This window comes from Paenibacillus sp. 1-8 (assembly GCF_056316205.1).
Window position 1 is genome coordinate 2,884,100 of record NZ_CM149995.1, and the last position, 25,042, is coordinate 2,909,141.

Here is a 25,042-nt window from a genome sequence, read left to right on the forward strand (position 1 = left end):
TGGGTGAATTTGAAGGATTTTGATATTGCCTGCTTTAAAAAAAAGAAAAACCACTCGTGGGAGTGATTTATTTAAAGATTATTTAAAGATTTATTTATAATCATTATAACATTTATATTCAAAATACCCTGCGGCCGCCGCAGATTTTTCATCCGTAAAACGCTCTGTCGCTTTAAATGGAGCTGGACAAGAATCTCTGTAAAAATATTTCATTCCGGTATCCGGCTCTACGCCGCCGATCATGGCTTGCTTCCTCACGACTCTTCCGCCACCAAACCCATAGTTATTATAGTACCTGTCTCCAACCGGGATTCCCTGGATAAACGCCATCAGCCCCACATCATCTACCGTGTTATACCATTCCTCTTGTGAGATGAGCGGTAGCGTGAAAGTATAGGATACACCATTATGTGCTGCCTTTTCGTTATGGAGATTAATAAGTCGGCCCAGATCCTCCTGAATGCTGTGGACAATGGTGGAACGTCGTACTTGCTCAAAAGCTTCCGGGTCATTAAGCAACGAGATCGTTGTCTGTCCCTGAAGTTCCTTCTGAAAGCCCTCTACCCACCTGTGATTCCGAGCATCATAGGCGTGTACATAATTGTCCAAAGTAAATCCAACACTGTTACCTACTGAATCAACGTAAGCATAAGGTTTTTTTTCACTCCATTTGGGTCCTTGGACAGCTTGTCCATGCTCATCTGTGTAAGATTCGGAAGCAAACGCATAATAGCCGTCATAGTCCAGAACCATAAGGGCAGGCATATAATCCAATAGTGCACGTTGTGCCACTGGATCTCCATCAATTCCCATATTAAGAAAAAGGGTATGCAGAAAGGTGTGCAGCGCTTCTTCTTTATCTACACGAAAAAACTTGTCCGAGCCATACCCAGCCTCCCGTTCCTGACGTTCATTCTGTGAAAGCACGACACCTGCATCCTGAACTGCCGTACGGAGGGCCGAGGTATATTTCATTTCCAATTGCTGTACTTCGCGCTGATTCTGCACCCGCAGGTCACTAACCACGCCAAAGGGCAAAAAGAGCAGGATAAATATAATTGCAAAATCAGTAATCTTCATTCAGAACCATGCCCCCGTAAGAAGCTGTAACCGCCGGTTTGCCGCTATCTGCCCCACCAAGAAGCCATGATTTGTACAAGTCCGCAGGAGTGCGATTCGTATTGTGCACCCGCACTGTAAAATAATCTCCTGACATCATGGTATACCGACGTGTTTGATCTGACTTTGGCTGCTGACTGTCTGGAAACAGTACAGGCAAGATTTGCGGGTTATAGTAACCGTCATATACGGAGGAATAGTAGCCGAGAAAGCTATCCGGCCTCGCCGCATCTGCATAGTCAGGTACATATTTTTTGTGCATATGCTCCAATTCAACCTCATACGTATTTCCCGTCAGATCCAGCTCGCGCATAAAATCGTCGTACATCGTTGGTGTAATATATCCCTTGGTCCTCACCATATCAACAAAACGTACGGTTGAATGATATGTATTTAACCCGGATATATCGTCCTGCCGTTCAGCGGCTTGGGCTGCGGGCACTATATACAAGAGCAGGACAGCGAGCAATGCCCCCAACAGCTTGGATATTGATTGAACCACTTCAATCCTCCCCCAATTTCTCAAAACGTATGGTTTGTATATCTCCATACTGATCACGCTGTGGATGCATGGAATATAAAGAGGAAGCATCAAGGGCTATTACATCGGGCTCGAACGGTTCAGAATACATATCGTACACTGTACCATCGACCTGGACAGGAATGCCGTCCTGCAAGTTCATACGGATTGCCTGCATAACTTGAGTGCCTTTGATCCGTTCTGGCATACTCACCTCTAAAATACGATTGATACGGCCCTCGGAATGTTCCTCCTGCTGCGATCTTAATTCCAGTGTAGTGCCCATCTGACTGGACAACTCTGCTGCCGCTACACATGCGGTTATAAACAGCGTAACTGACACACCAAGCCGCAGCATACTTGAAGCGTGATCAGACATGCTACCCATCTCCCTTACAATTGATATCCTTACTGTGGAGCTTAGGATTGAGTGAACAATAGCCCGCGTACAACATTCGATTTATCCTTGACGATTTCAGCCTTGAATTTACCACTTGGATTTACGTATTCGTTTTCTTTCTCATTCAGCGTATTCGTTATTTTTCCGGTCTTATCACTTCCACCGTTCACCGCTCCATACTGTTCACTGTCAGGGCTAATGTTCAGCGCATTTCCATACCACTGACCTGCCATGTTTTTTCCAGTTTTAATCTGAATCCCGAATTGGTCCTTGCCCTGAAATTTCCGCAGTGCATTGGTCACCTGGGACCCGCTGATCGTTGTCCCGTCATACACCGTAAATGAGGCTTGAGACAACTCGGTCTGGATATCGGCAAAATTGTTTTGTGCCGTTTTGGTCGCCTCCTGTGCTGAAATGAACAAAATGACTACAATTGTGATCAGTGCAATGGTCAAAAATATGCCAGCAGCTACTTTTAAGGCTGTTGATGCGTTATTCATTATTTTTCTCTCCTTAGCTTGTTATATCGTAATAGTCGTATTAGAACTGTTATTGAATCTTTTGTATTTGCTCGTAATAGCTATCCATTTGGACAAAGCTCATACCGATCAAAGGAATGACCAAATATAAAAAGATAAGACCGTACATCGGAGCAAAACCTATCAACCTTCCCCAAATGGCCTTGCTATCTATAATTTTTTCATACTCCTGTTTTCTTTGTTCAAAATAGTAGGACATATGGGAATCCAAATCGTCGAAAGCCTCTCGAATCGTAATTTTGCCCAAAGACAGATGCAGCTTGTCCACCAAGCGTTGAAATTCGGGCAGTGGCGCTTCTTCTTTTAACAAGTCAAGTGCTGCCTCAGGCCCGTGCTCATAATGAAGCAGGCATTTTTGTAAAGGTCTTTTGAAAATAACCGAAAAACGGTTCAGCCATTCCAATATTTCCTCAACAGACATTCGTTCCATGGCTCGCAAAATCGAAATAACCGTCTGAAACTGGTAAACCTCATGCCTCATATCCAAGCGCCTCATTTTTCGCTGCAAATACAATAAAAGCATAGGCATCTGATAGGCTACATACCCGGCAACCAAACTAATCAGCACTTCCCACCACTTGATATATTCCGCGTTCCACGCTCCCAGCTTTTGCAGGATACGACGCGTATTTTCGGAAAGCTGCTCCGGAGTAGATCTGCCACCAGAAACCCGCTCCAGCGCTGCATACGTCTGCTCATAGGTACTGTCCGCCCTCATGTTTAGCGCATGCATCATTTTACGATCAATCTCACTCTGCTTTAAAGCTTCTTTTTCCTCCGCTGGACCCAAACGCCCGAACATTTGTCCCGATTGAACCGGAGCGTAAAGGATATGTGTTTTCTCAGCTTGATGTAAAATAAATACCGTACTGATGCTGAGCACCAATCCTGCGATAAAAAGAGCGATTCTGCGTATGTACAGCCACTCCAGTTTAACCTCTGCACCACTTTCCTTTAGCAGCCGAGTCAGTTGGAAATAAGAAGGCATATGCTGTCGCGGAATTAAAGCATCCACCACATTACGAATAATGGGGAAACGGTACAGCTTTTGCTCCCAGACCCGTTTTCCTTTGCCCGCACGATATCCAGTCTCGTCGGTCTGTTGCAGCTTTTGGAGCAGGAAGTAAGATATTATAATTACAATATAGACGGACAATTTCGTGATAAAGCCCCATTTCCCCTGATAAAACTCATCCATAGATGGAAAGCTGGACCTTGCCCATCTTTCGATTGGCATTGTAAAGAAAACAGGTGCAAGTGCGATCACATTTAAGCTTTTGAGCAGGTAGTCCAGTTTATTTCTCCGCAGTAGCTCCAGTTGGATTTCGCGCGCAAGACTGCCAAGTCCCTTTAAATAAATGGAGCCTCCCTCTTCAATCCGGTCACCAAACTCCATTACCATATACGAGATACCGGCAAATGCTTTTAAAAACCGATTAGGAGCGGACTCATAGTATCTTTCCAGCGCTTCGTGCGGATCAGCGTCCGTCAGCGCCTCATGAATAAGTCGCGCATGCCTTCCAGCCTCAGCCCCTGCCAAATCGGCCGCCTCGGATATTGCCTCCTCCACCATGCCATGCTGATGATAATGATGGCGTACATTGGCGAACAATTCGATCATCTGTGCAAGCAGCCTTTTTTCCATCCGGCTAATCGCCATATCCAAGATGAGACTGTTAATCACCACTCCGCATAACAGAGCCAGTATGACAAACTCTATCCCCGGTTTCATCATAAGCAACACAACGCCGCTGCAAGCAAAAGCCCCCCAAATGAACAACGTCATCTTCATCGTCTCAAGGCGAAGCTTATATTCATCGTAGGCGTGCAAACCGGATAATCGTTTACGTACACTCGTGATATACCCGGATGTAACAGGAAATCTCATGCCTATCGTGTACAACCTGTGCATTGCAGATTGCATTTGCCGTTGCAGTACTGCCTTTCCCTTCCGTCCCTCTCGCACAGAATGAATTCGCCCTCTGCGGATTGCATGACCATTACGCTTGCGCAACCACCACAAAGTCACGTAGAGAAGCGCAAAGCACCCACTCGAAATGAGCAAAACCCACAGTGAAATTTCTTTAAGACTCATAGGCTTCCTCCCAATAGCGAGTCAGGAATCTGCGAAAATCTCCGGCATCCTTGACGTTCATCTGTTCACACATTTCTTCTGTGCTTTTGATGGTCAGGGGCTCCATCGCCATATATCTCCCATTCCGATATTCCATAACATGACGGTAGCTATAACTCGATGCAGAGCTGGAGTCTGAATCTGTATGATCGGGATCGTGCGGCACACATTCCGTAATCCGTTCAATATATCGCCGTCCCTCAGCATCACGCTTGAGATGCACATCAAAGTTAATGACATGAACGACCTGTTCCTCAGCAATACCTTCATGCTGAAACACTCCTGTTTTGAGCAGTGAATTACGAAGGGAGAACACAAGATCACGAAAGGTTTTGGCGTGATGGGTAAAAATGGTGAACAGACTGGCAACCTGCGACATTTGAATCATCCATGCGGCTACCTCGTCACTCGCTACTTCACCAAGGATATTGACGGTTCCATCTGTCTTTTTCTGCAAATCGAGCCCTTGTTGCCCTGAAATATGATCCGTTTCCCGAAAGGTCAGAATGCTACGGCGGCTGTAAATGCTACGCAGATGCAGCTCAAAGGCCATTTCCTGCACACGAAGCGTATACGAAGCGTAAATATGCTTAACCATCGCCATCAGCAACGTCGTTTTACCTGAGCCTTGCGCTCCGGTGATTGCTGTGATGCGGCTGCCTTTCATTAAATAAGAAAGTAACTGTATCGGAAACTCAGCATTTTCTCCCTTAATTAATTGCTCGAGCGATGCGCTTTGAATATCGAATTTACGGACAAAGAAAGCCCACGATTCTGAAAAAGGAGGTCGTACCACAACAACCCGTGACCCATCCTTCATTTCGTTCACCTTATAACCATTGGCTTCGGAAAGCTGCCCCGGATAGTTGTATTTGTAAATATTTTGGCACACCCTTTTAAGCTCCCGCTCTGAACCGAAGGAAAGGAACGAAAGGTGGATGGTCTTACCTTTATAAAAAATCCACACACTCTCATAACCATTCGCTATCGGTTCAGATGTTGGTTCGAATGCATATTGATCCTGAGGCCAATCGGCCGATACAGGGATTCCGCCTTCCGGCACACCGCTAACGCCCCCACTGACACCGTCGATCCGCTGGTCACGAATATCATCAATGACGGAAAAGCCTTTATAGTGCTGATAAATCCGCTGCACAATAATATCTACCTTCTCCAGAAAGGAGAGAGGGCGATGCTCACAGTCATAGATATAGCGGATATCCTCTGCCGTGATATGATAGCTTCCATCCTCTTCATCTTGCTGCGAATATCTCATTTCCGCCAAATCATAAGTATCCAGCAAGCGAGACAGGGCATCGACACCAAACTTTTGCTGATATTGGTAAAATACAATTTCGAATTGGTCCTGTACGCTAAACAGCTCTGGTCTGGAGAATGGCATAACGGTATCAACGATTTTTTCATTCAAGCCATAACCGTTAATCAGCAGCTCAGCCATCAGGTTTTTCACAAAACGTTTGTCTCCACTGCTGCCATTGGCACAGTCCTTTAACGCCCTGCGCAGTTCGGCCCTTTGATGGATACGCCGCCTGTATTCCTCCTCATGTAATCCGGCATCCGCCATCTGACTATGACTTAGCTCGTGCAGCGCATTTTTGATATACTCCATCAGCGCCTCCAATGTGGCATCTTTACTCTCTGGAGCTACCTGCATGGTTGAATGCCGCAAGCGAAGGCTCCCTCGGTATTTAACGATAACCAGTATGATACACAACAGAATGATGCAGGTAAGAATCAGCCCGTTAATCATTTGAGCGGACAGCATTTAAGCGCCCCTCTCCAAAGCCTTGAGCCGAAGATCGGACTCTGCCGTCTCCAGAATAGCCTTGCTGATCTGACGCATGCTCTGTGCCCATCCCACAGGCATAAAAAGCTTACGATCCTTCTCTTTCCCGCTTCGCACATCCCGCTGTACATGACCGATCACGTCTCTGCGGTTCCACGCATCCATAAATTCGGTGCTATAAGGAACGGTATGGAGTGCTCCCTTGTAGCCATATCTCCTGCGAATATTCGCCACATTCGCTTGAGAATGCACATCATATTTCCCAAGCACGATCAATAGCGGCAATTCCGAATAAGTGGATAATGGAGATACAGATTCAAAGTAGGCATCCAGTTCTCTCATATTTTGAGTCAGCGAAAGAACTGCCAGCTTGGCTCGTACACATGCTTCATGCTGTACAGCTCCCCATCCTGCCCCACTCCCTGCATCAACAAGCGTCAAATCATAATACTGATCCGCCGTATCCATCACTGCTCGTACAAGAGCAGAGGATAACAGTGGCGGCGCGGCTCCAAAGCTTGAGGTCCCCTCAAGCACATCAAGAGTCTGCTCCAGTACAGGCGTCGTATAATTGCGAATATTTTCTCTGGACAATGTCCCTCGCAGGGCTAATCGTGCAAGAGCATCCCAACCTCCCTCCTGAAGCTGTAAGCTTGGATCGTCCATCCGATGTTCTTGTATGGGAAATCCCGACTCAATCCCGTTATGTCTGCGCCCCAAATGGGTCAGCAGCAGTCGCCCTCTATAAAGATTACCTATAGTAACAGCTATGGATGCCGCCAAAGAACTGCTTCCACTCGCTCCCTTAACCGGGCTCCAAAACAAAATAGTACTCATGCTTTCCTCCTTTCCGCACGCTTTAACGCATGACGGCTCTCTTTGGGTTCCCAACCCATTAATTCTCCAATGCAACGACTCAGTTCTTTCTTATACATTCTGGACAATGGCTTAAGCTTGAGCTGTTGTTTGTGCTCATTTTCCAGCTTCAGGGCAAGATGCCCTTCATCCCATGGCAGTATATACGGCTCCTGCTGCCAAGAGGCCGGAAAGCGGTTCATGTATTCCCATAAATACGGCTCTTCCACACCACAATCGACGGCTTGCATAAATAACTTGTGAAAAACAAGATTTTTCGGAAAATCAGGTTGACTGAACAAACGTTCAAGCCACACCTGTCCGTTGTCCATTAACATCCGGCTATAGTCACTGACCCAAATCCGCTGTTCGGCCTCTTGCCAAACAGACACGGGGCAGAAATCAGGTGACTCTACATCCAGAATAACAATGTCATAAGTCAACCCTGCTTTCCGATCAGCCATCATGGCGATATGCAAATCCTCCCAAGATGTAAAACCCGTGGCGACATCAAAATCGCCAAACTGCACAATGGGAAGTGGTTTGTCAAGCATCCCTATGCTGTACCGATACTGTCCCCGCAGCGTGGCATCCACAAGTAATACCTGTTGACCGGATGCTGCCAATATACTGCTGATGTATAACAAGGTATCGCTTTTATCACATAGCCCGGCAAATATCCAAGTTTTCATACTTTTGTCCCTTTTCTCTGATTTATTTACCATATGGATCAGAGCTTCCGCTCTGCGTCAAGATGTCTGCTTGTTCTTTGGCATCCGGCCCGTTTCCATATCCGTCCCCTGTACCTGTGTTCTCATTCAAAGCTCCACCTGCATTCGCTCCCGCATGCTGTGCCGCAACTTCCTCACTCAGGCTCCTTTCTATAGGTGTCGATATTACATTGTTTGGCGAACTAAGTGCATTTTCAAGAGACTCACGCAACTGCTTGGACAGCTTTTGTTCAGCAACGCGGATCAAATTAGGATCACTATTCATTAACTCTATCACCTTCGAATTGGGTGGATAGGTTGGAATCGCCTTCGGCTGGAATTGCGGATCGACATACGTTAATGCATAGATAGATGCTTTATGCAGATAGGCGTCAACAATCCCACTCGAAAGCGATAATATCTCCTGTTCATTCAACGTAACCCAGATGACGGAACCTTCCAGCTTGGAAATTTTCTTTTTGGCTAGCAGAATATAATCCTGACCCGTCGGAAATTGAATACGAATATCTACTTCGTCTCCGGCTTTGAGGCTGTTTGGGAGGACCACCACCTTCAGCTCCCGATTACGTAAGTCTTTAGGCGTAGGTTCTTCGGCAGTAATCATAGCTGATGTAAGCACAGACCCTTTTTTCAGCTCAATTTTAGCCGTGCTGCCGGAAGCTTCATTTTTACCCGCAACCAAATTGGCTGGAGCCTGAGAGCGAGGAACCGTAATTCCCTTCAAATCACTAGGTGTAATCTGCTCACCCGGAGAAATGTCACGAACGACAACCCAACCTTTTTTCGCCGTTCGTTGTTCTTGCTCATAGCCTTTCCATTTTTGTGCTGCCTCTGCTTCGGCCTGCTTCCTGACATCATTCAATTGATGGGTGTTAATTATAAGGTAGCTCGCGAAGACAACGCCAACAATACCCGCACCAATACAACCGGCGTAAAGCTTTTGCTTACTGCTTTTTCTTAGCTTGGACACACAACTTCTCCCCTGCCTTTTTTGATATATACCTTTTATCTAGCGCTGACTGCGTTTGAGGAATCCAAAGCGTTTCTTTCGCGTATCGGGAATGGCTCCACGAAACAGCTCATCCAGCACCTGATCCATCTCGTCCTCTTGCTCAAATGGATCGGAATGGAATGGTAAAGCAAACACTTTGTCGTGATCCAATTCCTTACGCAGCCTGCGTACAGCCTCCGTTGCTGCCAGCGGCAAACAGTAATTCCATTTATGCTGCGGATGGCGCTGGAGAGAACGAGCTAGTCCTGCTATATCCTGAATTCTCCACTCGGCTCCAGAACCGACCACTAACGGGTAATCGGCTCTCAAAAATTCTTCCAAGCGCTCATTATCCTGCCTGCTCCCCAAATCCAGCACAATAAATTGGTAAGAGCCCCCCAGTAACGCAATGACATCGGCACGGGATGTTTGGCGCCAATAGTGTACTCCGTCTACCTCAAAGCGCCGGCTTGAGCTCGATCGCCCAACGGGTACTCCGTCTACCACTTCTTGAAGCCGGGCAAATGCTTTGGCTGTACTATGCAGTTCGACCAATGCCACTGAACGGGACCTTCGGGCCAGATAGTGGCTCACCGCAATCGCTGTGTGCGTTGCACCAGAACCAGAAGACACGCCCAGCACAGCTACAACCCTTGTACCTCCATATTCGATAGAAGCATCGCCAACGGACACTCCTTGTTGAGCAGGCTGAAAATCAGCACTGCGTCGAAGCTCCCCAATCACCTCTCCGGCAGACTGAAATCGCTCTCCTGGATGATGACGCAGCAGCTTACGAATCACCGGGATCAAATGACGAGGTAATTCTCCACGAATATATCCTTCTACTCCGGCCGTCCATTCGCTATATTTGCCACCTGTACAGAGATACAACAACAACGCTCCCAAACTGTACAAGTCTGAACGGGCATCCGTTTGGCCTGCTCCATATTGCTCCGGGGCTGCGAAGCCCACCGTGCCCAGCTTTACCGTATCCTGATTCATCTCAGCCTTATAGCTCCGCGCTATGCCAAAATCAATCAACTTAAATTCCATTTCCGGTGTCAGCATAATATTCGTTGGTTTCAGATCCCGGTAGATGACAGGGGACTGGCGAGTGTGCAAGTAATCCAGCACATCCAGCAACTGCAAAGCTAATGGAACAATTTGCTCCTGCGGAATATGGCCTTGGTAACCCTTCATGTACGCTTCCAGCGTAATTCCTTCAATATAGTCCATAACCAGATATACCGCCCCGGATGGCGGATGCTCGAAGAAGTCAACAATTCTCGGTAATCGTGGGTGGCTCAGCGAAATCAGCATCTCAGCCTCCGCGCGTACAATCTTCATCATTTGCGGATTGGCAACGGACTCCTTCACAGCCCATTGCTTACCTGGCAGCTTCAAATCCTCTGCCATAAACACGCTACTCATCCCTCCCGTACCCAACGTACGGACAATCCGGTAACGCTCACCCACAACCGAACCGTATTCCAAATGCGATTGTTTTTTCATCTCTCTTGCCTCCTTTCTATAAGCAAACAACGCAAAAAAGGGAAAGCCTACCGCAAAAACACAATCTTCATGTCACCATGAAAACGATGTTCGCGGGATGCTTTCCCTTTATTTAAACGTGGTTATTGTATTTTTAAGGAACAATTTGGGTTTATTATATAGCACACCTATACCAATTGTAAAGCATTATTTTCCATACTTGATCATATACAATGTAATCTCATCCCGGTTATGGAATAGCTGCTTGGCCCGCTGGATCTGCATGCCAGACTGCTCGAACGAAGCGATCACATCATGAATAAGAGCCAAAGGCTTTTTATGCATTAGCTTGACCGTTACGATGGCAGTACCACCGCTGCGTAAACTATACAGCAAATCAGTGACAAGCCTTACCATCTGCTTTGGACTCCAACTCATATCACAGACCAGCAGATCAAATGTATTTTCTTTGAATTTGACCTCACTCGCATTTTTACGCAAAAAAGTCAGATTGGCATACTTCATCAACGAAGGCTCCATCTTTGCCGGATCAACCGCCGTTACTTTGAGTCCACGCTCCAGCAAAAAGGAAGTCCATCCACCCGGCGCCGCCCCGATATCCAGTCCTTGATGAAAAGCGCTAAAATCAATGCCAAACGTCGCTTCTGCTTCCAGCAGCTTGAATTTGGCACGAGAGATTTGCCCGTCCTCTTTTTGAAAACGAACTGCGCCTCCGCTCCAATCCGATAGATTGTCCTGAGGATGCGACACACCTGCATACCATGTATGCGTATCCGCAAAAACGGACACAATAACCTCTGCTCCCTGCACCGTAAGCTCCATAGGAAGATCACTTAATTGCTCACTTAAAGCCTGCTTGAGCGCACCTGCGCTTTCAGCCCAACTACTGTCAGCTCCTTTGCGCACCTGCAAAGAAACGCGTTGATCTATCAGTTCTCGGCGGTTACGGATAAAAGAAACCAAACGTTCCATCACCTGAGCCAAGTTCGTTCCTTCCTCCTGAAAATGCACAGGAAATAAGTGACGCAAAAACATTGGCGGCTGACCCGTAATCGTTCCCACAGCTTCACTTGCATCCACAGGTAATGTAGCCAGAAAAATTTCACCAGGTAAAAGTATTGTGCTTTTCACCGAGCCAAACATTCTTCTAAGCTCTTCTTGGGCATAAGGTGCAAACCCATGGTTAGCCGTGCAAACAAATCTTGATGATGACAAAGCGGTTTCACCCTGTTCATCTGTACTCATATATATTTCCTCCAAAATAACGTTACCCTCCAGTGCACACCCGAATCCAGGGACGGTCTCCATCCCAATCCAGCTCAACTGGAACTTCATAGGTATGCATAATCAATTCTTTCGTTAAAACCTCTTTTTTCGGTCCGGCTGCTGCCACCTTGCCATCACGGATAAGTGCCACATGGGTAAAGAGGGGAACAATCTCCTCAATATGGTGGGTTACACAGACCACTGACAAATCCCTCTTGCGAAGCCGATCAATTTCAACCAGCATTTTTTCCCGCTCAAATAGATCCAGCCCGGCGCAAGGCTCATCCATAATCAGCAAACGAGGCTCCGCCATCAACGAACGGGCGAGCATTACTTTTTTGCGTTCCCCCTGAGATAAAGTACCCAACGGATGATTCATCAGCGCACCTAAATTCATCCCCTCCAGAAGAGATACGGCTTTTTCTTTTGTCTCCGTTGGAATCTCCTGATAAAAACGTAAAAAAGCATACGCTCCAGTAGCAACCACTTCCCATACCGGATCTTTTAAAGCTAATTTCTCCAGCAACGTCTGGCTGATATATCCGATCTGCTTGCGTACTTCCCGCACGTCACATTGACCATACGTTTGTCCAAGCACCTCGACCGTTCCGCGACTTGGAAACATATACCCTGTCATCATTTCCAGCAATGTTGTTTTACCAGAGCCGTTACGCCCCAGAATGGCCCAATGTTCATTTTCCCGTATTTCAAGACTCACATCGTCCAATATTCGTCTATCTTCCCGCTGCAATGTAATGTTCTTAATGGATATCATTCCACAACGCTCCTTATCCTGCTCAGCAAGTGTTCCACAGATTCCATTTTGTAAATGATTTCAGGATTTTCGTTCTCTCCGTTATATAAAAGCAGCGCAGGAACACTGGAAATCCGGTACTCCTGCACCAGTTCGGGAATATAGTTAATGTTGCTTTGCACCACGACTTCTTCGGGGAGCAAATGCTCTGCCACCTCCAGCATCCGCCGGGCCGCCCCGCAGGTTCCGCACATGGGAGTGTACACAAACAAAGCCAGCTTGCATCCCTCCCATATGGCACGACTTATCTCCTTTTGTCCCAGTTCCTTCATCGTTCCAACTCTTTTCTAATCTCACGCATACGTTCCTCTGGTACCGGGCCGTTATACACGGTGACACCTTCCGGCTTGTTGGCATACAGTAGCTCATACATGGCGCGTCTGCCCTCCGCACTGGAGGAATGCAAATAAATTTCACGCGGATACAACTGCTTCCCTGCAATGGCAGCAGCTACATCTTTCCCCGTTGGCTGACCCGGCCCCAAATCATAATCCAGCGATAACACCGAAATCGGATATTCATGAAGCAATAACAAACACTCCTCCGCATCCCTTGCCAGCTTAAAGCCCGGAGGACAAGGCCGATAATCGTCCATAAACAAATGCATAACATCTCCTCCTTTTTCCCAAGGATGCAAGTTCCCTAATCCTTAAAGATGAAGTACATCCGCCAAACAGTATTACTGCCAGCTTTGGATTAATTGAATATCTTCGCGATGGGTCCCATCAGGTCCCGTTTCACTTTCCAAAACGACTGGAATGCCCCTTACAGGCTCCTGTTCCGTCATCCATCGCATGCCCTCCAGACCAATACATCCCTGCGCAACACGCGCATGTCTGTCTTTTCTTGAGCCATACGGGTATTTGGAATCGTTCAAATGAACTCCGCACAGGGCTGGCCAATAGCCAAGACGATCCCCTTTTTCGATCAACGCCTCATCACTTCCACCGTTCCACAATCCTGCTGCATAGGCATGACAGGTATCCAGACAAAAGCCGATGCTGTCAGGGTATTGACACAACTGGCGAATTTGTACCATTTCCTCCAGTGTGGTTCCCATCGGACCATGATCCCCCGCCTGATTTTCAATCAGTATTTTAGCATTTCCCTTCCATCCTTCCAGCACATCATCAAGACAACCAATGATATTCCGATAGCCCTCCAGCGGGTCAGACGCATGGGTATGACCAAAATGAACGACAATCCCCTTGGAGCCACAGGCTTCAGCAATATCCAGATCATTCCGCAACGAAGCAACTGTCAGTTCATAAAGCTCCTGACCACGTTCGCGTCCGTGGGCTGGATTAACAGGATATGGCGAGTGGGCAATAGATTGGAGTTCGTGCTTTACACAGTAAGCTTTGCAAGCGGCTGCATCAGCCGCATTCCATTCCTTTAGCCTGAGACTACGCGGGTTTTTCGGAAAATATTGAAAAGAACGCCCTCCCTGCTCTCGTGCACGCGCAGCGGCTTTGGAAAAACCGCCACGCGTACTAACATGAGAACCGATCAGCAATTTAGGCATCATGCTGCTGTACCGGGCAATAAAATGCTTTTTTCCCCGCCAGCTCCACCCGTACAATTTTCCCGCCACTTGGCGATTCTTCTCCTTCACGGTCATACACCCGGCACTGATGGTCAAAACCGCCCGTTAGTGTATCCCCCTCCATCAAAGGCATTTCCATATAACCGCCTTCCGCAGTAGCTTCACGAAGCACCGATTGCGTAGCATGATACAGCTTTTCCACTTTTTCTGGCGACTGTACAATGTTTTGTACTTTGGAACCTGGTGTAAATCCAGCGATATAAGCAATTTCGTCTGAATAACAATTACCGATACCGGAAAAAACATGCTGGTTTACGAGCGTTGTTTTCAAAATACCCCGACGTCCCTTCAAACGTGCAGTGAACTTTTCCAGTGTCATACGACGATCCAGCGGATCAGGTCCGAGTTCAGACATCGCCTCTTCTGTTTCTTTAGCCGTCAGCAGGTGCAGGTAACCCAAGCGCAGCCCGATAAAATAAAGCTTTACTCCACTGAAATCCAGTTCAATTTGAACCGTACGGTCAGGACGCTGCTCCTCTGTTCCCAGATACAGCAGTCCTCCCAGCATCAGATGCAGCACAAGCCGCCCGCCCGTGTTTAGATGAAAAATCAAGTGCTTGCCTCGACGCTCCATATATACAACGGTAGTTCCCAACAATTGCTTCTCAAACGTTTCCACATCGGTATTAATGGATTTCACACGGTTAACCGTCACTCCAGTAATCGGAATGTCCAAAATTTGTTTTGACAATAGCGTTCTATAATTCTCCATCTCAGGAAGTTCCGGCATGTCAACATCTTTCCTTTCGTAGCTGCAAATCACTTTTGATTCTTGCAGATTTTTTTAAAATGTATATTTACTATTACTTACACTCTTCCTGAAGCCAATCCCGCAATTCATCCAGATTGTCAAAAATCAGGTCAGGCTTTACTCCAACGACACGTATATGTTCGTCCAAATTAATGCGGGTCGAAACACCCGATAGTATGAGAGCTGTTTTGCAACCTGCCGCCGCACCTGCCGCAATATCGGTAAGCATATTATCGCCCACAACAAGAGCTTCATCCGCTCTAATGTTCAAGCGATCCAGCGCATAGTTCATTAATACACTTGAAGGCTTGCCAATGACTATCGGTTTTACCTGTGATGCCGCTTCAATCGCAGCTCCAATCGTTCCTGCCCCCGGCGTGAGTCCATCCTGTGAAGGCAATTGTAGATCCGGATTCGTCAAAACAAAAATGGCCCCTTCCCGAATCCAGCGCATGGCAGCAACCAGCTTATCATATGTAAATTGGCGATCTATCCCCTGCACCACATAATCAGGGTGATCCTCTACAAGCTGCAATCCGGCATCCGTAAGCGCCTGACGTAATCCCGTTTCACCAATACAATATACACGTGCTCCAGGGCTTTGCTGTGCAACATATTGTGCAGCCGCCAGCGCCGAAGTACATACTTCATCGCTAACTGCATCAATTCCCATCCCGACCAAATGCTCTGCCACCGACTCGGGTGTGCGTGAAGCATTGTTCGTAACATAAGCGTAAGGTATCTGGTTCGTGCGCAATTGGGATATGAGCAGATCCGCACCTTTGATCATCCGGTCCCCATGATACAATGTTCCATCCAGATCAATTAGTAACGATTTTATCGTAATTCCCTCCCGCACTTCAAATCAATTCATAATAACATTGAAATTATAATTCATCCCATGAATGATGTTCACCCTCGTATTTAATCACCTTAACCATTCAGGTCATAAAATAAGTTGGTCTCCCCATTTCATCTTATCTATCTTAAGTCAAAAATACGTATGAAGTCTATGAATTGCTGATAAACCGTTCAAAATAATGCCATTCCTCGCTAAAAGCCGTCCCTTTCCCAGAGAATAAGCTTACATCTCCGTCGAAATCCATCGAAGATGCCTTTTCTACAAGGGAAATTCCCTGTATTTCCTGGCCCTGCTCAAAATACAAAATGCTTAAAATTCGATATATAGAAAACCGAATATGGCACGCCTCCATATGTGGTAGTACAAATTCATTCGACCCCATCCATATGTCACCCTCATCTCTTGTCGCATCCTGCGCTTTCCCGGAAAATAATTTCGCAGGAAAAACAAAGGCACCGGAGCAAGCCCCGGTACCCATACACGTCTATCTTTTATAACTAACCGTTTATGAACCGATATCGGGCACCGGTAACAGCACATGCTGCTCCGCCAGCAATGAATTGGGGAATATACTCCGCGCTTCCTCCAGCAACGGCTGAAGCTGCTCCTGATCTTTATATCTGGAGCTAAAATGCGTCATGATCAATTGGCCCGCACCTGCCGCTTTAGCTGCTTCCGCCGCCTGAAGTGCTGTACTATGATGATATTCATACGCCGTATCCGCCAACTCATGCAGAAAAGTAGCTTCATGAACGACAACCGTTGCATCTTGAGCCAATACTACGGTATTCGGACAAGGCCGCGTGTCACCAAGAATGGTGATGATACGCCCTTTTTTCGGTGTACCCAATACATCCTCAGGATGAAGAATGACTCCACCCTCCACCTCTACGCTTTCTCCACGCTTCAGCTTGCCATACACCGGGCCGGGCTTGATTCCGTATCGCTCCAGCAGCTCCTGATTGAGCTTGCCGGGCTTATCCATCTCTACAATACGATAGCCGTAGCTGTCAATACGATGGTCCAGCAGAGCCGACTCCACACGGAACTGCCCGTCATCAAACAACACTCCTCCCGTATGCTCCACAATATGTAGTTGGTAGTTGATACGGGATTGGCTGATTCCCAGTGATAATTCGATGTACTGCTTTAATCCGGGCGGCCCGTATACCGTCAACGGTGTCGTACCTCCCTGATATGCCCTGCTTGAGAGCAGACCCGGCAGACCAAAGAGATGGTCTCCATGCAAATGGGTAATAAATATTTTTTCAAGCTTGCTTAGCTTAAGCGGCGAACGCAGTACCTCCTGCTGAGTTCCTTCGCCGCAATCGAACAACCACATGCTTCTTCGTTCCTCCAGCAAACGGAGTGCGATAGACGCCACGTTTCGCTGGATCGTTGGCACACCTGCATTCGTGCCGAGAAAATAAAATTCCATGACTTTAACCTTCTTCCTGCTGACCAGCAAAAAACCTCCGAAGCTCGGAGGGTCTTTGCTATCCCACTGATAAAGGTGTTATACCTTTTCGACGTTAAAATACTGCGCCTGAGGGTGGCTGAACACCATGGCTGATACTGAAGCCTCCGGTTCCATCATAAACCCTTCTGTCAGTTCAACGCCAATATCCTCAGGTTTCAACAGTTGGAACAACGGCCCCTGATCCTCCAGATCAGGACAAGCCGGATAACCAAAGGATACCCGTATGCCCTGATATCTGGCACCATGCCGCTGTTTCATTGTCATATCGGCAGGGTCCGGGAAGCCCCAACTGTCCCTAATAATATGATGAAGCCGCTCGGCCAACCCCTCTGCCACTTCCAGAGCAACTGCCTGAAGCGCATGAGAACGCAAGTAATCGCCTTTTTCTTTCCATTGCGTGGAAAGCTGCTGAATACCATGACCCGCCGTAACGACCATGAAACCTACATAATCCATAACTCCGGATTCCACCGACTTCAAAAAGTCAGCCAGACACAGATAAGGTTCTACCTGTTGGCGTGGAAACGTAAAGGTGTGCAGTACCTTGCTCGTATCCGCTGGATCATAGACCAAAATCTGATCTCCTTGGGACTGTGCAGGGAAGAAACGATACATGGCATGTGCCTGAATAATCCCGTCTGTAACGGCTTCAAACATGATGCTGTCTACGGTTTCCTTCAACTGAGTCGCTTTCGGATTCCCCGAAGCCAGCAACTGCTCTACATTTCCTCTTAAACCAAGATGATGCCCCATCAGCATCTGCATATTCACATAAGGCAAAATATAATTGAGCGGATAGTTGCGCAGTACGTGACGATCCGTATCCGGCGGCAAATAAACAGGTAAATCCTGAGCAATGTTAGAGCGAACCGCCCGGGTTAGCTTAGGCAACTGCTTAGTTTCCACGATCGTCGCAGCTTCCGCCTCTCGCTCGGCCTCCATGTCCTCAGCCATTTTCTTACGGGACTCAGGATTCATCAGCTTGTTCGCGATATCCAGACCATCCATAGCATCCTTGGCATAGACGACCAGTCCGTCATACTCTGGACGGATACGGTTTTTGGTAAACTTACGCGTCAAAGCAGCTCCGCCAACCATAATCGGGATATCAATATTCGCATTTTTCAAATCCTGTGCAGTCAACACCATCTGTTGAGCCGATTTAACAAGCAAACCGGATAAGCCAATCGCGTCGGCCTTTTCTTCACGGTAAGCCTCAATAATGCGTTCTGGTGGTACTTTTATACCCAGATTTACAATATGGTAACCATTGTTGGATAGAATTATCTCCACCAGGTTTTTACCGATGTCATGCACATCGCCTTTGACCGTAGCTAGCAAAATCTTACCTTTTACCGAGGATTCATTTTTCTCCATATACGGCTCCAGGTAAGCTACCGACGCCTTCATGACTTCAGCGCTTTGCAGCACCTCTGCAACGATCAATTCATTATTGTTAAACAGACGGCCTACCTCTTCCATACCCTTCATCAGCGGCCCATTAATAATCTCCAGCGAAGAATACTTGGCGAGCGCTTGCTCCAGATCCGGAATCAGTCCCTCCTTACTGCCTTCTACTACATAGGAAGCCAGCCGCTCTTCGAGCGACAGGTTGGACACCTTCTCCTTCTTCTCCACTTTCTTATTACGGAAAGCAGCCACAAAAGCGGCTAAAGTTTCGTCGTTCGTTTTATAAATCAGGTCTTCGGCGAGCTTCCGTTCATGCTCTGGTATCGAAGCATAACGCTCGAGCTTCTCCGTATTTACAATCGCGTAGTCCAAGCCTGCTTTGGTACACTCGTACAAATAGACGGAATTGAGCACTTCACGCCCCGCCTCCGGTAAGCCAAAGGACACGTTACTGATACCCAGAATGGTGTGAACCCCTGGAAGTGCCTCTTTAATAATCCGAATCCCCTCAATCGTTTCCTTGGCCGAACCGATGTACTGCTCATCACCTGTTCCCACGGGAAATACGAGTGTATCAAAAATAAGATCCTCGGGTGCCAGACCGTAACGGTTCACCAGCAGATCATAAGAACGTTTTGCCACTTCAAGCTTATCCTCACGTGAAATAGCCTGACCACGTTCATCAATGGTTCCAACAACAACAGCCGCGCCGTATTTATGAATAAGAGGTGCCATTTTCTCGAATTTCTCTTCGCCATCCTCCAAATTAATGGAGTTAATGATCGCCTTCCCTTGCGAATATTGCAAGGCGGTATCAATGACCTGAATATCCGTGGTATCAATTACAAGAGGAACCTTTACCTTATTCACGACCAGCTTCAAAAAAGCTTCCATATCCGTCATTTCATCGCGGTCCGGGTCCTGTACACAAATATCTATGACGTGCGCTCCGCTCTTTACCTGAGCGCGGGCAATTTCAGATGCCTCTTCATATTTGCCTTCCACGATCAAACGCTTGAATTTGCGGGAGCCGAGAACATTTGTTCGTTCACCAACCATATAGGGACGATTTTCCTGTTCAATATATACAGGCTCAATACCCGATACAGCCGGTGGGTGATGACCTTCCAGCGGGCGCGGCTCAAACTGCGCCATACGTTCACTCATAACCCGGATATGCTCAGGCGTGGTACCACAGCACCCCCCCGCGATATTCAGCCAGCCTTTTTCGGCGAAAGCGGCCATTTTACGGGCCAATGAATCAGGTGATTCATGATATTGACCGTTTTCATCGGGCAAACCTGCATTTGGATAACAGCTAATTGCTGCTGAGGACATATCGGAGAGAGAGCGAATGTGGTCCCGCATAAACTCCGGTCCTGTAGCACAGTTCAGCCCAATCGACACCGGGTGCAAGTGTTCCAGCGAAATGCAGAAAGACTCAATATTCTGACCTGCCAGAGTCGTTCCCATCGGTTCAATCGTTCCCGAAATCATTAACGGAAGCTCAATACCTGTCTGTTCAAAAGCCTGCCGAATTCCAATACTTCCAGCTTTGACGTTAAGCGTATCCTGCGAGGTCTCCAAAAGCAGGGCATCCACGCCGCCTTCAATTAGCGCCAAGGCTTGCTCTTCATAGCTCTCGATCAGCTCCGCAAACGTAACACCACCTGTCACGGATAATGTTTTCGTCGTCGGTCCCATGGCTCCTACAACAAAACGAGGCTTGTCCGGTGTGCTGTACTTATCCACCGCGTTACGCGCCAATTTAGCTGCAACCAGATTAATCTCACGGGCACGCTCCGGTATATCGTAATCCGCCAAAACAACGGATGTCGCTCCAAAAGTATTCGTTTCAATCAGGTCTGATCCGGCCTCCAAGTATGCTTCATGTATCCCTTGAATGACATCCGGTCTGGTCAAGACCAACATCTCGTTGCAGCCCTCCAGCTCTTCCCCACCAAAATCGTCGGGGGAAAGATCCTCTTGCTGGATCATGGTGCCCATGGCCCCATCAAGAATGAGTATTCTTCTTTGTAATGCATCCTGTAAGCTAACTTTATCCAAAATCTTTCCACCCCCCGCAAAACGTTAAATCCTAGTTTAGCAGAAACCGTATCATTTAGATAGATTGAAGTAAAATCATACGTTTTATACGGCTTCTTCCGTACATAAAGCCACTCTCGATATTCATTTTTACAGTTTGTAGTATAAATTGTTACAAACCTATATTGTACAACGATTCAAGACATGGTATCCTATATACAGCATTAAACCAAGTGGAAAAGAGGGATAACCGTTGGCTGAAATCCTAATACGCAATACGAATGTACGAATTAGCAATGAAGACAAGGTACGTGAATTTTTGGAGAGCCAAGAGGTATTGTACGAGCATTGGGATGCTTCCAAGCTGGCCGGGGAGCTGCAAGAAAACTTTATCCTGACGGATGAGCAAAAAGCGGCTGTTCTAAGCACTTTCGAACCCGAAATCAAGGATTTAGCCGCCCGTCGCGGGTATAAAATATGGGATGTTATCACCTTGTCCGAAGCAACGCCGAACCTGGATGAGCTGCTTGCCAAGTTTGAGCAAATTCATACGCATACTGAAGATGAAATTCGTGCTATTGTGGCAGGCAAAGGCATTTTCATCATTAAAGGCCCTGAAGAAATCGGTTATTTTAATGTTGAGCTTTCACCGGGTGACGTTATTTCCGTACCAGAAAATATTCCTCACTTCTTTACCTTAATGGAAAATCAGAAGATCGTCGCAGTACGTTTGTTCATCGAAGAAAATGGCTGGATTGCCGAGCCGTTTGAAGATTCATCATTTATTAAGGCATAATACTATAATAGCGAATTCATCCTAATGTGGATAAAGCAACTCCCTCTGCTCTGAGATATCTGAGCGGAGGGAGTTTTTTGGCTTGTTACTATAAATAAGAGCCGAAAAGCACTTACTTAAACGATTGAATAATCCCATCCAATTCGGACAGATGCTTAATTTCGAACTTTGGCTTGATTTCTGTAGTATTAGTTTTGGCGTTTCGGTTCACCCACACGGAGTGCACACCTGCCGCCAGAGCCCCTTGAATATCAGTCGTCAGCTTATCCCCCACCATTAAAGCATGTTCAGGCTCAATACCGAGAAGTCCCAAAGCATGCCGGAAAATAGACGGATCAGGCTTTCCTTTACCAAACGAACCTGAAATAACAACGTGATCAAAAAATGGAGCTAGCTGCGGAACGCCATCCAGCTTTTCCTGTTGTAGATCAGGGGAACCGTTTGTCAACAAAAGCAGCTTATACTGCCCTTTTAGCTGCTCCAGAATCTCAAACGTTTCTTCATAAACATGGGGGCGGGAGCGTCTTTCCAAGGCAAATTGGGTTGCCAGCTTTTGCGACAACTCTTCATTATCAATCCCCAGCTTTTGAAGACCTCTACGCCAAGATTCCTTTCGATAAGCAGGGGCCAACTGTTCCAATTGCCGGAATTCAGGCTGCTCTCCTGCCGTAAAATTCGCCCACAATCCTTCAAACGGATTAATACCAATCAATTGAGTAAAACTAAAGGTTTCATAAGACTCATACAAAGCACGCGCTTCCTTGCGGACTGCTTCTTCCAAAGCCTTCGGATCAACGCCTGCTTCCCGGGAACCTGTCTGGCACGCCGCGTCAAATGCCTCTTCTACGCTGCGCTCATCCCACAGAAGTGTATCATCAAGATCGAACATTACCGCCTGAATCGTCATCTGAATTATCCACTCTCTTTCCACTTTATATGTACGCCTGTTCTGCCTTGTTGTGTCTACAAGCATTCCAAATGTGCCCATATTAAGCAAGAGGCCGCGATGTGTTATATGAGATAACATCATGCGACCTTATTTACAGAGGCTACAGCCGACAGACAATTTAAACGATTCGTACCAAAGAAGTCGTTATTTTTTGTCTATTTGAACCTGATTAGATAGCGCAAACTTCTCAAGCCGCTCTGCAATGGCATCCGTATCATAACGGCCCAGTGATTTTGTGAAAATAAAATTGCCACCCTTACCTTTTCTTTCAACCGTTACGTAACCCTTTTCAATCTTGATGGCTTTCATATCCTCTGCTGTCATTGGACGCTCTCTGCCACCCTTCAGCATATACAGCGTGCTCTTTCCAACCTTCAAATAAGGACGACGGATGAAAAAGATAACAGCCAGCATCAAATACAAACCGAATACAAGCCAGTCCATTCCCCGCATGCCAGTCTTAGTCAAAAAATAACTCATGAGCATGTACAAAACTGCAAGTCCAGCCAGCATGATTGGCACGGTAAAATTACGTCCACGGAAAATATCCATTGCAGAACCGGCACCACTAATGGTTTGAATACCTTGCTTTTTACGCGATTTATTCAAATGCGCTGTGTTTTTGCGAACTTTTCTTTCAAATGACCGGGCCATCTCTCAGTTCCCTTCCCAAATATATTGCGTAAAAACCATTGCCACCAATCCTAATCTATATAGATACCAAAAATAGATACCTAAAAAACGAAAAGCAAATTACGCGGGCTAAGCCGCTTTAGCAACATTAATGCGTCAGCCCACCATTTCCCTTCGACGTATCTTCGTCCACAATTTCAATCGTATCAAGTTGCTGCCGGAAATTACGGCGAATATTATCCAAATAAATTTCCCGAAGATTGGCGCGCTCTACTGTTTCCTCTTCCGTCAATCCTTCGGCTTTTGCTTTGCGAGCCAATTCATTGATGCGCTGTACCAAGCTGTCTATATCCAAATTCTGTCCCCTCCATATAAGCAAAGATATAATACACTTTGACATGTAGAAAAGAGCTTGTCAAGGTTCCCTCATTACGTCCTCTGACAAGCTCAGATCAGAAATACGGAAGCTTTAAAATCTGGCCTGCCTGCACTCCCCGATCTTCCAGTCCGTTAATCCGAACAATTCCTTCTATATATACCCGTGTATCCATTCGTTTCGGTTTATGATTGGAGGCAATCTGCCACAATGTATCCCCAGGTTGTACAATAAGTTTGGTCACCTCTTCATTCGAAACCGAAGGAGCCGCGAATACTGTCAGTACACCTGCACCTGCGATCCAGGCAACGATAACCAGAATAAGAAGTTTGGGCAGAAGACTGTTGGAAATGGTCCGTACAAGCTGTGCCCTTCTCTCATTCCGGATATTATGCATCTTTTCTAAATTCATTGGAAAAATACTTTGATATGTGCTATATTTCATCATTGGCTGCGTCCTCCAAACGTTCGTTCTTATATTTTTTCACAATATAACACGAACATTTGTTTTGTTCAATAGAAAAGAGAACAAAAGTTCGTAATTTTTTTAGGGATTATTTAGAACTTATGTTTGTACGAACGGAGGTTCTATGCTATAATTTTCCCAAACGTTACTAAATGGGGTTGATACGGTATGTCTAAGATTTCAAGCCGCCAGCAGGCCATTCTTGAATTTATCCGCAATGAAGTGCGTCTAAAGGGGTATCCCCCTTCTGTGCGCGAAATAGGTGAAGCTGTCGGATTGGCCTCCAGTTCTACGGTTCACGGTCACTTGGATCGTTTGGAGAAAAAGGGCCTGATTCGTCGTGATCCAACGAAACCACGGGCTATCGAGTTACTCGGCCAAGACGAATCGGATAACAGCAACTTGATTAATTACTCTATTAGTCGTGTTCCGGTCGTCGGCAAAGTAACAGCCGGTTTGCCGATTACAGCAACAGAAAATATTGAAGATTACTTTCCTCTTCCCCAGCATTTTGTTGGTGAGGATAAGATGTTCATGTTATCTGTTGTAGGAGAAAGCATGATTGAGGCTGGTATTGCCAACGGAGACTATGTCATTGTACGTCAGCAGCAGACAGCCGATAACGGCGACATTGTCGTCGCCATGACGGACGAGGACGAAGCTACTGTTAAAACTTTTTACAAGGAAAAAGATCATATCCGACTTCAACCGGAAAATCCAGCCTTTGAACCGCTTCGCCTGACGCACGTCAGTATTTTGGGCAAGGTTGTAGGACTCTTCCGGGACTTCCACTGATTTTTCATTTTTCAGCCCCGTTATTCTTCCCGCTACAACAAAACCGGCTGCCCATAGCAGGCCGGTTTTGTATTGATCTTATTTACATAGAATCTACCTCACTACTATCCTTTTCCCTTTTGATAGCCCATGGATTAATCGGTATATATCTGCAATTACTGTTCTGCTTATTGGGGGGTCAAAA

At 46.7% G+C, this 25,042-nt stretch carries 25 protein-coding genes; 2 read left to right on the forward strand and 23 right to left on the reverse strand.

Annotation, left to right across the window (positions count from 1 at the left end):
• Window positions 1–90: 90 nt before the first annotated feature.
• The 19 genes from AC0WRU_RS13035 to metH all read right to left on the reverse strand — a co-directional run bounded on the left by AC0WRU_RS13035 (window position 91) and on the right by metH (window position 20,864).
• The gene (locus AC0WRU_RS13035; RefSeq protein WP_476124946.1) at window positions 91–1,080 is read right to left on the reverse strand and encodes a hypothetical protein; all 990 of its coding nucleotides are present in this window, start codon (window positions 1,078–1,080) and stop codon (window positions 91–93) included.
• The gene (locus AC0WRU_RS13040; RefSeq protein WP_134914789.1) at window positions 1,067–1,621 is read right to left on the reverse strand and encodes a hypothetical protein; all 555 of its coding nucleotides are present in this window, start codon (window positions 1,619–1,621) and stop codon (window positions 1,067–1,069) included. Before AC0WRU_RS13040 ends, AC0WRU_RS13035 begins: the two co-directional genes overlap by 14 nt.
• Before the next feature lies 1 nt (window position 1,622).
• The gene (locus AC0WRU_RS13045; protein ID WP_134914790.1) at window positions 1,623–2,018 is read right to left on the reverse strand and encodes a hypothetical protein; all 396 of its coding nucleotides are present in this window, start codon (window positions 2,016–2,018) and stop codon (window positions 1,623–1,625) included.
• Window positions 2,019–2,059: 41 nt separating this feature from the next.
• On the reverse strand, window positions 2,060–2,539 hold the full coding sequence (locus tag AC0WRU_RS13050; protein WP_023988985.1) for a hypothetical protein: 480 nt from the start codon (window positions 2,537–2,539) through the stop codon (window positions 2,060–2,062).
• A gap of 49 nt (window positions 2,540–2,588) precedes the next feature.
• A complete protein-coding gene (locus AC0WRU_RS13055) occupies window positions 2,589–4,673 on the reverse strand; it encodes a hypothetical protein (RefSeq protein WP_476124950.1) in 2,085 nt (694 codons plus the stop codon).
• Window positions 4,663–6,498, reverse strand: a complete 1,836-nt coding sequence (locus tag AC0WRU_RS13060) for a pilus assembly protein CpaF (RefSeq protein WP_476124952.1) — start codon at window positions 6,496–6,498, stop codon at window positions 4,663–4,665. The genes AC0WRU_RS13055 and AC0WRU_RS13060 overlap by 11 nt, the downstream gene beginning before the upstream one ends.
• The gene (locus AC0WRU_RS13065) at window positions 6,499–7,356 is read right to left on the reverse strand and encodes a hypothetical protein (protein WP_025685266.1); all 858 of its coding nucleotides are present in this window, start codon (window positions 7,354–7,356) and stop codon (window positions 6,499–6,501) included.
• Window positions 7,353–8,066, reverse strand: coding sequence for a hypothetical protein (locus tag AC0WRU_RS13070; RefSeq protein ID WP_025685267.1), 714 nt, complete (start codon window positions 8,064–8,066; stop codon window positions 7,353–7,355). Before AC0WRU_RS13070 ends, AC0WRU_RS13065 begins: the two co-directional genes overlap by 4 nt.
• A 22-nt stretch (window positions 8,067–8,088) precedes the next feature.
• On the reverse strand, window positions 8,089–9,075 hold the full coding sequence (locus tag AC0WRU_RS13075; protein ID WP_476124954.1) for an SAF domain-containing protein: 987 nt from the start codon (window positions 9,073–9,075) through the stop codon (window positions 8,089–8,091).
• 39 nt (window positions 9,076–9,114) lie between these two features.
• The gene (locus AC0WRU_RS13080) at window positions 9,115–10,608 is read right to left on the reverse strand and encodes a serine/threonine protein kinase (protein ID WP_476124956.1); all 1,494 of its coding nucleotides are present in this window, start codon (window positions 10,606–10,608) and stop codon (window positions 9,115–9,117) included.
• Window positions 10,609–10,794: 186 nt separating this feature from the next.
• Window positions 10,795–11,853, reverse strand: a complete 1,059-nt coding sequence (locus AC0WRU_RS13085) for a 23S rRNA (cytidine(2498)-2'-O)-methyltransferase RlmM (RefSeq protein WP_476124958.1) — start codon at window positions 11,851–11,853, stop codon at window positions 10,795–10,797.
• A gap of 22 nt (window positions 11,854–11,875) precedes the next feature.
• Window positions 11,876–12,649 (reverse strand): ABC transporter ATP-binding protein, encoded by a 774-nt coding sequence (locus tag AC0WRU_RS13090; RefSeq protein ID WP_476124960.1) that lies wholly within the window; start codon window positions 12,647–12,649, stop codon window positions 11,876–11,878.
• Entirely contained in the window at window positions 12,646–12,960 is a 315-nt protein-coding gene (locus AC0WRU_RS13095) for a thioredoxin family protein (protein WP_025685272.1), read from the reverse strand. The genes AC0WRU_RS13090 and AC0WRU_RS13095 overlap by 4 nt, the downstream gene beginning before the upstream one ends.
• A complete protein-coding gene (locus tag AC0WRU_RS13100; RefSeq protein ID WP_025685273.1) occupies window positions 12,957–13,295 on the reverse strand; it encodes a cyclic-phosphate processing receiver domain-containing protein in 339 nt (112 codons plus the stop codon). The genes AC0WRU_RS13095 and AC0WRU_RS13100 overlap by 4 nt, the downstream gene beginning before the upstream one ends.
• A 72-nt stretch (window positions 13,296–13,367) precedes the next feature.
• Window positions 13,368–14,216, reverse strand: coding sequence for a deoxyribonuclease IV (locus tag AC0WRU_RS13105; protein WP_476128637.1), 849 nt, complete (start codon window positions 14,214–14,216; stop codon window positions 13,368–13,370).
• A complete protein-coding gene (locus tag AC0WRU_RS13110) occupies window positions 14,206–15,024 on the reverse strand; it encodes an Fpg/Nei family DNA glycosylase (RefSeq protein ID WP_025685275.1) in 819 nt (272 codons plus the stop codon). Before AC0WRU_RS13110 ends, AC0WRU_RS13105 begins: the two co-directional genes overlap by 11 nt.
• Window positions 15,025–15,097: 73 nt before the next feature.
• The gene (locus AC0WRU_RS13115; protein WP_476124963.1) at window positions 15,098–15,904 is read right to left on the reverse strand and encodes a TIGR01457 family HAD-type hydrolase; all 807 of its coding nucleotides are present in this window, start codon (window positions 15,902–15,904) and stop codon (window positions 15,098–15,100) included.
• A gap of 508 nt (window positions 15,905–16,412) precedes the next feature.
• Complete coding sequence (rnz, locus tag AC0WRU_RS13120) at window positions 16,413–17,345, reverse strand: ribonuclease Z (protein ID WP_476124965.1); 933 nt, start codon at window positions 17,343–17,345, stop codon at window positions 16,413–16,415.
• Between the two features lie 78 nt (window positions 17,346–17,423).
• Entirely contained in the window at window positions 17,424–20,864 is a 3,441-nt protein-coding gene (gene metH, locus AC0WRU_RS13125; protein WP_476124967.1) for a methionine synthase, read from the reverse strand.
• A gap of 232 nt (window positions 20,865–21,096) precedes the next feature.
• Here metH and AC0WRU_RS13130 point away from each other — a divergent pair, with 232 nt between their 5' ends.
• Entirely contained in the window at window positions 21,097–21,639 is a 543-nt protein-coding gene (locus AC0WRU_RS13130; protein WP_476124969.1) for a 1,2-dihydroxy-3-keto-5-methylthiopentene dioxygenase, read from the forward strand.
• A gap of 112 nt (window positions 21,640–21,751) precedes the next feature.
• On the opposite strand, the gene AC0WRU_RS13135 is transcribed toward AC0WRU_RS13130, so the two are convergent.
• From AC0WRU_RS13135 to AC0WRU_RS13150, 4 genes are all read right to left on the reverse strand, one after another.
• Complete coding sequence (locus AC0WRU_RS13135) at window positions 21,752–22,546, reverse strand: HAD family hydrolase (protein WP_476128638.1); 795 nt, start codon at window positions 22,544–22,546, stop codon at window positions 21,752–21,754.
• A gap of 186 nt (window positions 22,547–22,732) precedes the next feature.
• On the reverse strand, window positions 22,733–23,242 hold the full coding sequence (locus AC0WRU_RS13140; protein ID WP_134914742.1) for a hypothetical protein: 510 nt from the start codon (window positions 23,240–23,242) through the stop codon (window positions 22,733–22,735).
• A gap of 127 nt (window positions 23,243–23,369) precedes the next feature.
• The gene (locus AC0WRU_RS13145; RefSeq protein WP_025685283.1) at window positions 23,370–23,576 is read right to left on the reverse strand and encodes a DUF896 domain-containing protein; all 207 of its coding nucleotides are present in this window, start codon (window positions 23,574–23,576) and stop codon (window positions 23,370–23,372) included.
• Window positions 23,577–23,673: 97 nt separating this feature from the next.
• Entirely contained in the window at window positions 23,674–24,042 is a 369-nt protein-coding gene (locus tag AC0WRU_RS13150; RefSeq protein WP_476128640.1) for a LysM peptidoglycan-binding domain-containing protein, read from the reverse strand.
• A gap of 189 nt (window positions 24,043–24,231) precedes the next feature.
• Between AC0WRU_RS13150 and lexA the strand changes: the two genes are divergently transcribed.
• Entirely contained in the window at window positions 24,232–24,858 is a 627-nt protein-coding gene (lexA, locus tag AC0WRU_RS13155; RefSeq protein ID WP_025685285.1) for a transcriptional repressor LexA, read from the forward strand.
• Window positions 24,859–25,042 lie beyond the last annotated feature (184 nt).